This is a genomic window from Streptomyces alanosinicus, assembly GCF_014650595.1.
GTDB classification, from domain to species: domain Bacteria; phylum Actinomycetota; class Actinomycetes; order Streptomycetales; family Streptomycetaceae; genus Streptomyces; species Streptomyces alanosinicus.
Window position 1 is genome coordinate 61,027 of the sequence record NZ_BMVG01000036.1, and the last position, 7,523, is coordinate 68,549.

Annotated in this window: 9 protein-coding genes and 2 pseudogenes; 3 read left to right on the plus strand and 8 right to left on the minus strand. The window is 69.3% G+C overall.

Going from position 1 to position 7,523, the window contains the following annotated elements; translation table 11 throughout:
- Positions 1 to 16: 16 nt before the first annotated feature.
- The 3 genes from IE277_RS38105 to fabV all read right to left on the minus strand — a co-directional run bounded on the left by IE277_RS38105 (position 17) and on the right by fabV (position 2,578).
- Positions 17 to 349 carry a helix-turn-helix domain-containing protein gene (locus tag IE277_RS38105; RefSeq protein ID WP_189958321.1) on the minus strand — a complete coding sequence of 111 codons (333 nt, stop codon included), beginning with the start codon at positions 347 to 349 and terminating at the stop codon, positions 17 to 19.
- Positions 350 to 562: 213 nt separating this feature from the next.
- Entirely contained in the window at positions 563 to 1,000 is a 438-nt protein-coding gene (locus IE277_RS38110) for a YrdB family protein (protein ID WP_189958322.1), read from the minus strand.
- A 369-nt stretch (positions 1,001 to 1,369) separates the two neighbouring features.
- The gene (fabV, locus tag IE277_RS38115; protein WP_189958323.1) at positions 1,370 to 2,578 is read right to left on the minus strand and encodes an enoyl-[acyl-carrier-protein] reductase FabV; all 1,209 of its coding nucleotides are present in this window, start codon (positions 2,576 to 2,578) and stop codon (positions 1,370 to 1,372) included.
- Between the two features lie 191 nt (positions 2,579 to 2,769).
- Between fabV and IE277_RS38120 the strand changes: the two genes are divergently transcribed.
- Positions 2,770 to 3,648: a PhzF family phenazine biosynthesis protein gene (locus tag IE277_RS38120; RefSeq protein WP_189958324.1), complete on the plus strand. Its 879-nt coding sequence runs from the start codon at positions 2,770 to 2,772 to the stop codon at positions 3,646 to 3,648.
- 54 nt (positions 3,649 to 3,702) lie between these two features.
- On the opposite strand, the gene IE277_RS38125 is transcribed toward IE277_RS38120, so the two are convergent.
- The 5 genes and pseudogenes from IE277_RS38125 to IE277_RS38145 form a co-directional block, all read right to left on the minus strand.
- Complete coding sequence (locus IE277_RS38125; protein ID WP_229882266.1) at positions 3,703 to 4,935, minus strand: MFS transporter; 1,233 nt, start codon at positions 4,933 to 4,935, stop codon at positions 3,703 to 3,705.
- 68 nt (positions 4,936 to 5,003) lie between these two features.
- A pseudogene (locus IE277_RS38130) lies at positions 5,004 to 5,459 on the minus strand (dihydrodipicolinate synthase family protein); the annotation flags it as partial.
- Between the two features lie 136 nt (positions 5,460 to 5,595).
- Entirely contained in the window at positions 5,596 to 6,345 is a 750-nt protein-coding gene (locus IE277_RS38135) for an LLM class flavin-dependent oxidoreductase (protein ID WP_229882268.1), read from the minus strand.
- A 48-nt stretch (positions 6,346 to 6,393) separates the two neighbouring features.
- A complete protein-coding gene (locus tag IE277_RS38140) occupies positions 6,394 to 6,585 on the minus strand; it encodes a tautomerase family protein (RefSeq protein WP_189958325.1) in 192 nt (63 codons plus the stop codon).
- Positions 6,586 to 6,673: 88 nt separating this feature from the next.
- Positions 6,674 to 6,868 (minus strand): hypothetical protein, encoded by a 195-nt coding sequence (locus IE277_RS38145; RefSeq protein WP_308433454.1) that lies wholly within the window; start codon positions 6,866 to 6,868, stop codon positions 6,674 to 6,676.
- 132 nt (positions 6,869 to 7,000) lie between these two features.
- Here IE277_RS38145 and IE277_RS49795 point away from each other — a divergent pair.
- Positions 7,001 to 7,222, plus strand: a pseudogene (locus IE277_RS49795) (STAS domain-containing protein); the annotation flags it as partial.
- Between the two features lie 101 nt (positions 7,223 to 7,323).
- On the plus strand, positions 7,324 to 7,523 hold a 200-nt coding region (locus IE277_RS48035; protein ID WP_229882269.1), incomplete at its 3' end, for a hypothetical protein.

The window sequence follows — 7,523 nt, forward strand, 5'->3', positions numbered from 1 at the left end:
GCAAGCAGGGCCGGGCTCAGTGACGGGCCGGGAGCCCGCTGCTCCTGATGGGTGACGAGTCCGTGCCGCCGCAGGCTTTGGCGTCCGTCGACTGTCCTCGGGCACGGAATGTGATCTGGACGTCGGCATCCAGCGCCTCCGCCACGGCGGCGAGTGTCCGCACTGTCACGTTCGCGTCGCCGGACATGATCTGGCTGACGCGGCCTGGGCTGACGCCCATCGCGGCTGCCAGATCGGAGCGGGTCTTGCCCTGTCCTGCCAGCAGGCCCGCCAGGGAGGCTGTCGCCTGTCGCGCTATCCGGGAAGCCGCTAGGGTGGTCCGGCTCTCGTCACGGGCAAAAATGCCCATGATTCACCCCCAACTCATGGAGAGACAACCTTCGTTGCCACTCCATCAGCATGCCACCTTTAGCTAGGGCTAAAAACTCGGTTGGTGAAAACGCTACGCCTCACTCTCCTCATCCGAGACGTGACCTGCGCCGGTCCACAGTGAAACTGATGCAAAGTCACTCTGTCGGGGTATAGCAGTCGCGGCCGACCGCGCCGCCCGAAGATCCGCGAGTCAGCCGGAAGGCAGTGAGCCGTCCGCGCGCTGCTGTCCTGCGTCCGAGGTGGGTGGCCTGCGGCGAAAGATCTCGGCCACCGCCGTGTTCGCGACCACGACGACGGACGTGGCCACGGCGGCACCAGGATGCCCGACGCCGTACAAGGCCGCTGCTCCACCACCCAGCACCACGGCCTTGACGGCGAGCACGAGCGGCAGCGCAGGCCGTAGTCGCGCCCTCGGTGCCGCGAACAGCGACCACAACACGATCGCCACCAGGGGAGTCCCTACGCCGAGCAGAACACGGAGGGCGGCGTCATGGCTGACGGTGAATCCCCACCAGCTCAGGAATGCCAGAGCGGCAAGCTCGACCAGGAACGCCAGGAGTTCGTTCGCTGTGTACCAGCGCCGCTCGTCTATGAGGACCGCGGCGTCAGGGCGTGTCCGACTATCCATCGGACTATCCATCGGAACGGATCACCTCTCCGGCGACATCGACGACCGCCACCGCCAGCCCAGGAGGGTGTGGAGTATCAGACACAGGCGCGAAGCTAGTGCCCCGGCAGGCAACGTTTGCACGTGAAGGAGCGGCGTCCGGTGCGTGCTCTGGGGGTCCCCCCGGCCGGAGGCTGGGGGAGTGCCGGCCGGAAGTCCTCGTACTGGGCGTACGTGGGCTTTCGGCCGGTGCGGCGAGAGGGCGTGCCGGACGCCGCGACGGGGCGAACGTTGCCTGTTGGGGCACTAGCTTCAACAGCCCTGTCAGTCAAAGCAATTGCCCGCCCAGCTCGCCGCGCCCGGCACTCGTCCTCGGGGCGTGCGTCATGCTCAGCACCCTGGCCACGGGGTGTCGATCTCGGTCGGGGCGGTGTAGTCGACGCCGGGCACGGCAAAGCCGTACAGGCGCTGGACCTCGGCACGGAACCAGTCGAGATCGCCGAGGTCGCCGATGGTGTCGGTGGTCGCCTTCGCCCAGCGTTCGGCGACAGCCCGCTGAACCTCATCGGCCAGCTCCCAGCCGTCCAGGCGCACCCGGCCTTCGCCGTCGAGCACCAGCGGGGTGACACCGGTCAGTTGGTCCCACAGATCGGTCAGCTGGTCGCTCGGCGCAATGAGGCCGTCGCCGAGCACGCCGCGCAGCAGCCCGGTGTAGAGGGCGATGCCGGGGACGGCGGTGGAGGACTGGGTGACCGCGGCGCCGTTGACGGAGGTCACGGCACGTCCCCCGACGAGCCGGGCGAGGCGCTCGTCGAGAGCGCGAGCGGTGGCTTCCACATGGGCCTTGGCCGCTCCGATGGTGCCCTGGCGGTAGATCGCAGCGGTCAGAGGGGAGCCGATGTAGGAGAGGGCCGCGGTGGTGAATCCCTCGGCGAGCAGGCCCCGGGTCGCGAGGCGGTCGATCCAGCGTTCCCAGTCGGTGCCGCCCATCACCGCCACGGTCTGTTCGATGTCATCCCCGAGGGCAGGTTCCGTCTCGACCTCGCGGACATCGGGATTGCCGTCCTCGTCGAAGACGAGCGTCTTGGTGCGATGCGCCGCGCCGATGGGCTTGAGGACCGAGGCGTAGGTGGCGCCGGTGTCGGGATCGGTACGACGGGGCGCTGCGACCGAGTAGACGAGATGGTCCACGCGCCCTTGGAAGCGCTCCTGGAGGACGTCGGCGACCTGGTCCTTCATCGGGTCGGAGAACGCGTCACCGTTGAGGAAGACCATGTCCCGGCCTGCGGCGCGGGCCAGGTCCGAGGTGGCTGCGGTGCGGTACCAGCCGGCGGTGGCCGTGCGCCGCGCACCGGGCGCCTTTTCGAAGCAGACACCGACACCGCGGATGCCCGCGCGCTTGAGTCCGGCGAGCGTGGCGGCCAGGCCGTACCCGGCCGACGAGCCGATGACCACGGCGACCGGCCCGTCACCTGCGGGCTCGGCCCTGGAGGCCGGTATGTCCCGCCACATGGTGTTCACCAGCTCGCGGCAGCCGGCCGGGTGGGAGTCGAGAAAGAGGAAGCCACGGTTGCGGGGCGAGATGACGCGCTGGTTCACGAGAAAGGCCTTTCGGCTGGCGCGGGCAAGGACACGAGGACCACGGAGGTCCGTCGTGTCCTGCCAGTCTTCAAGGCCGCGGGCGCGGTGAGAGATCTTGTCCGGCACAACAATGCCGTGGTGATCCTGGTGCTTCCCACCACTTCCGGAACCGGGGAATAGCCGTGGGGCCGCCTCACGTTTTCATGCGCATGACGACGAATGAGCCGTGGCCCGAGGTGCTGCGCTACACCGCCTTCTCCAGCCGTCCCGAAGGCGGAAACCCCGCCGGCGTCGTTCTGGACGCCACTGCTCTGGACGACACCGACATGCTGGCCGTCGCCGCCGACATCGGATACTCGGAGTCCGCGTTCCTGACCGCGCCCCCGGAGGGCCTCGGCGGCCAGGAGGGGCGGGCATACAGCATCCGTTACTTCAGCCCCAAGGCCGAGGTTCCGTTCTGCGGGCACGCCACCGTCGCGGCCGCCATCGCGCTCGCCGAGCGGATCGGCCCCGGCGAGCTGGTGTTCGCGACGCGCGCCGGAACCGTGCCGGTGGAGGTGACCGAGGAGAGCGGGACCGTCCGGGCCACGCTCACCAGCGTCGAGCCGCACATCGAGGAGATCTCCGAAGCCGACCTCGATGAGGCGCTCGCCGCGCTCGGCTGGCCGGGCGCCGACCTCGACCCGGCGTTCGCGCCCCGAATCGCCTTCGCCGGCGCCCGCCATCTCGTGCTCGCGGCGGCGACGCGCGCTCGCCTCGCGGATCTCGCCTACGACTTCGCACGCCTCGAAGCCCTGATGCACCGCTTGGACCTGACCACGGTCCAGTTGGTGTGGCGGGAGTCGGCCACCGTGTTCCACGTCCGTGACCCGTTTCCCGTCGGCGGCGTCGTCGAGGACCCGGCGACCGGCGCCGCGGCGGCCGCGTTCGGTGCGTACGCCCGTGAACTCGGCCTGGTCCCCGACAGCGCCGTCCTCACCCTGCACCAGGGCGAGGACCTGGGCCGCCCTGGGGAACTCACGGTGACGCTGCGCACGGGCGACCCGCGCGTCCGGGTGAGCGGCACAGGAGCTCGCATAGGCTCCTGAGTACATTCCCCAGTGCCGCCTCAGCGCTGTCCGGCCCTGCCCGGACCACCCCGCTCAGACCGTGCGGGGCCGGCCGGCCGGCGCTCCGAGGACCGTCTGCAGCACGACGGCGACGAGTAGCGCGATCAGGGAGAGGTGCCAGGTGCCGGTGGCCTGCCGCAGCAGCCCGAACAGCAACGGGCCGACGGTGGCGAGGAGATAGCCGGTGGACTGCATCATCGTCGACAGCCTCGCGGTGTCGACCGGATCCACGGTGCGCAGGGGGACGAGGGTGAGCGCGAGCGGGAACGAGGTGATGCCGATGCTCAGCAGCAACGCCCAGATCCAGGCCCCGGCCACGGGGGCTGTGAGGAGCCCGACGGATCCGGCGAGTGAGGCGCAGGCGAGCCCCACGGCCCACGCGCTCTGGGAAGGGGAGCGGGCAGCGGCCGGCGGGAGGAGCAGGCTCATGGGGATGTTCAGCAGCAGCACCGCGCCGAGGATGAGTCCGGCCTGACCGGTGCTCATCCCGGCATCGGAGAACATCCGCGGGAGCCAGCCCATGATGACGTAGGCGACGACCGTCTGTGCGGCGAAGTAGCCGGTGAGGATCCAGGCCAGGCCGCTGCGGAAGAGCGAACGGCGTCGGCCGGCGGTATCCGGCCCGTTGCTCGCGCGGGGGACGGCGAGGGCGGGGCCGCAGGAAGCCCATACGAGCCAGGCGCCGAGGGAGAGCACCGCCCAGGCGGCGAGTGCCAGCCGCCAGGAGCCGAAGGCGGACTGCAGCCAGGGCGAAGCGGCCGATCCGGCGGCACCGCCCGCCGCCATGGTGGCGGAATAGATGCCGGCCACCTGGCCGACCTTGGTGAGGAAGGCCTGCTTGACCACCACGGGGATCAGGACGTTGCACACCGCGATCGCGGCGCAGGACAGCACCACGTCGGCGAACAGCGACCACGCCCCGTCGATCAGCCGGCCGACCAGCGAAAGCGTCAGCAGGGTGAGGCCGGACCAGACGGCGCGGTGGATGCCGATGCGGCGCGCCATCCACGGAGCGGCGATCGCGGCGGTACCGAAGCAGAGGGTCGGCATGGCGGTGATGAGGCTGACCCATGTGGTGGACGCGCCCAGGGCGTGCCGCGCGGTGGCGAGCAGGGCGGCGACGCTGGTGGTGGCCGGGCGCAGATTCGCCGCGGTGAGGGCGATTCCCACCAGCAGCAGGACGCCACCGGATGCCGGCGTGGCGGGCTTCTCGTGGGTCGTCGCGCAGGTGTCTGATGAGTTGAAGGTCATTCGGGTGTCTCGCAAACGTGGGATGGGTCGATCGCCGACGGCGCTCACGGAGGCCCGTGGCGCAGTACGAGGTGATCGCCGTGTCAGGCCGTCACCGGCAGTACGGCGGCGAGATCCTCGGCGAGTTGCTCGCACCCGGCGGCGTCCAGCCCCACCATCGGGGGCTTGAGCGGTCCGGCCGGGAGTCCGGCCATGGCGAGGGCCGCCTTGGTGCTGATCACGCCCTGGGTGCGGAACATGCCGGTGTAGACCGGCAGGAGATGCCGGTGGAACTCGGCGGCCTTGACCACGTCGCCGAGCAGATGTGCTTCCAGCAGTCCCCTCAGTTGCCGTGTGACCAGATGGGAGACGCCCGAGACCGGCAGTCCGGTGACGTTCGCGATGGTCAGGAAGTGCTGGAGAACGCCTTCTTGCGGGGGTTTGCTGTAGTAGGGGGCGACCGCCAGCAGGCCGTGGGCTCCGGCCTGTTCCGCGGCGCGGGCACGCACAGATCGTCGCCGTGCCAGTCGCGGATGTCCGCCAGTTGCTGTGTGACGTCGCCCGGGGTTCCGGCGAGCACCTTGCAGCCCTGCAGCGACTTGGCGAAGCTGTACTGCTTCACCTTGTCGATGAGTGGCTCATAGCCCTTGTACTGGTCGGAACGGGTGGTGGCCCATGAGGCGATCGCATCCGACATCAGCCGGATGCAGTTCGTCTCGAACTCCTCGCCCCGGGCCAGGGCCTGGTCGCGGTCCTCGTCCAGATAGCAGGTGTACTTGATCTGGATCCGGCCCGTGCCCATGCGGTCCGGTACCCGTCGAGCATCTGGAGAAGGGTCTCGTGGGAGATGATCGACGGCACTATCTGCAGGTGGTGGCCGGCCTCCACGGCCGCGGCGCACGACTCGGGGGAGGAGGCGGAGGCGAGGAAGACCGGGATACCCCCACGCCGGGCGGGGCGCGGCAGCAGCGTGACCGGGCCGAAGGAGTGGAACTCGCCCGAGAACGTGACGTCTTCCTCGGTCCACAGCCGTCGGCAGGCTTCGACGCCTTCGGTGAGCCGGCGTCGTGAGGTGCCCATCGCCACGCCGAACCAGTCGAATTCCTCGGGCAGGAAACCGCGGCCGAAACCGGCGTCCACCCGGCCGGCGGAGAGATTGCCGAGCATCGCCAGCTTTCCCGCCAGCTTCAGCGGGTGTGTGAACGCGGGGATGACGGCGCCGGTCGCGATGCGGATGCGCCGGGTGCGCGCCGCCACCGCGGCCAGCAGTGTGACCGGGTCGGGGCTGTAGCCGCCGTAGGGCGTGCCGTGGTGCTCGACGGTCTGCACATGCTCGAAGCCGAGTTCATCGGCGAGTACCGACAGGTCGATGACCTCCCGGTAGTAGTCAGCGGCCGTCTTTCGGTCCGGCGTGAAGACCGGGAAGAAATTGAGTCCGAATTCCATGAGAGTCCTTTACGGTCGGGGCGACCGCTCGTATCAGAGTTCCGAGCCTCAGAGTTTCGAGCCGAGCCGACCGGCGATTCCCCACCGCTTGGCCGGGGTTCCCTCCAGAGCCACCCAGGTGTGCGAGCGGGATTCCTCGCCGAAGGTCTTGGTGACGGCCTCGGTGAGGTTCTTGATGAACTCCTCGTCCTGAGTTCCGTCGAGACGCTCCTCGAAGATGCGGACGCTGATGAACGGCATGGCAGGGCTCCAATTCAGGTGAAAGGTGAAAGGTGAGAGGCGAGGGGTGAAAGGCGAGAGGTGAAAGAAGGGTGAAGGCGCGCGAAGGTCAGGCCGCGAGTGCCGAGAGGGACTCGTCGAGGGCCTCGCACAGGTAGTCGACCTGGGCGTCGGAGAGACCGGGGTGGCACGGGATGTTGACGTGCTCGGTGAACCACAGCCGCTCGGCGACCGGGCATTCGCCCAGGCCGTGGCCACCACCGTGTACCTCGCCCCCCGGGCCGGCGACATCTCCGGCCCTCACGTGCGGGAAGCCGGAGTCGCCGCCCGATGACTCGTAGGACTGCCGCCCGTGCGGGGCTCGGCGGGTCCGATCTGCAGGTGCCGGGGCCGACCGGGGCGATGACGGTCGTCCTGGTGCCGATCGTCGCGCAGTATCCCGCGCATGTCGCGGGTGCCCACGATGGACGCCACCGGCGCCCTCGTCCTGAAGGACGCGGTCGAGAAGCTGAACCGGCGCGGCATCGTCGTTCTCGCCTCCGGCATACGACCAGGTCAGCGACAGGTCCTCGACTCGGTCGGCGCGCTCGCGCTGCTAACAGGTTCTCGTGGAGTGGGGCATCGGGCTGCGACACCGCACCGTGGATCCGGCGCTGCTGATCCTGGGCGAGCTGGTCATCTGGATCACCTTGCCTCTGTGAACGCCCGACCCGCCGAATGCGAGATTGCTAATATCGGCAACAGCTGGGCTCATCATCGGTGGATACGCGCGACCTGCCCCCCCGGCACGAGTTCGGCTCTTTCGGTGCCACGCGCGAGGATGGGTCGCATGTTCTTGACGAGTGGGTGGACGCGATGCCGAGTGGACCGGCGGCCGGCCAGGCCGTGCCGTGCCGGGAAGAGGGCCGCATGGTGAGCACGCCGCTGTACCAGCTGAAGGCCGAGTTCTTCAAAACGCT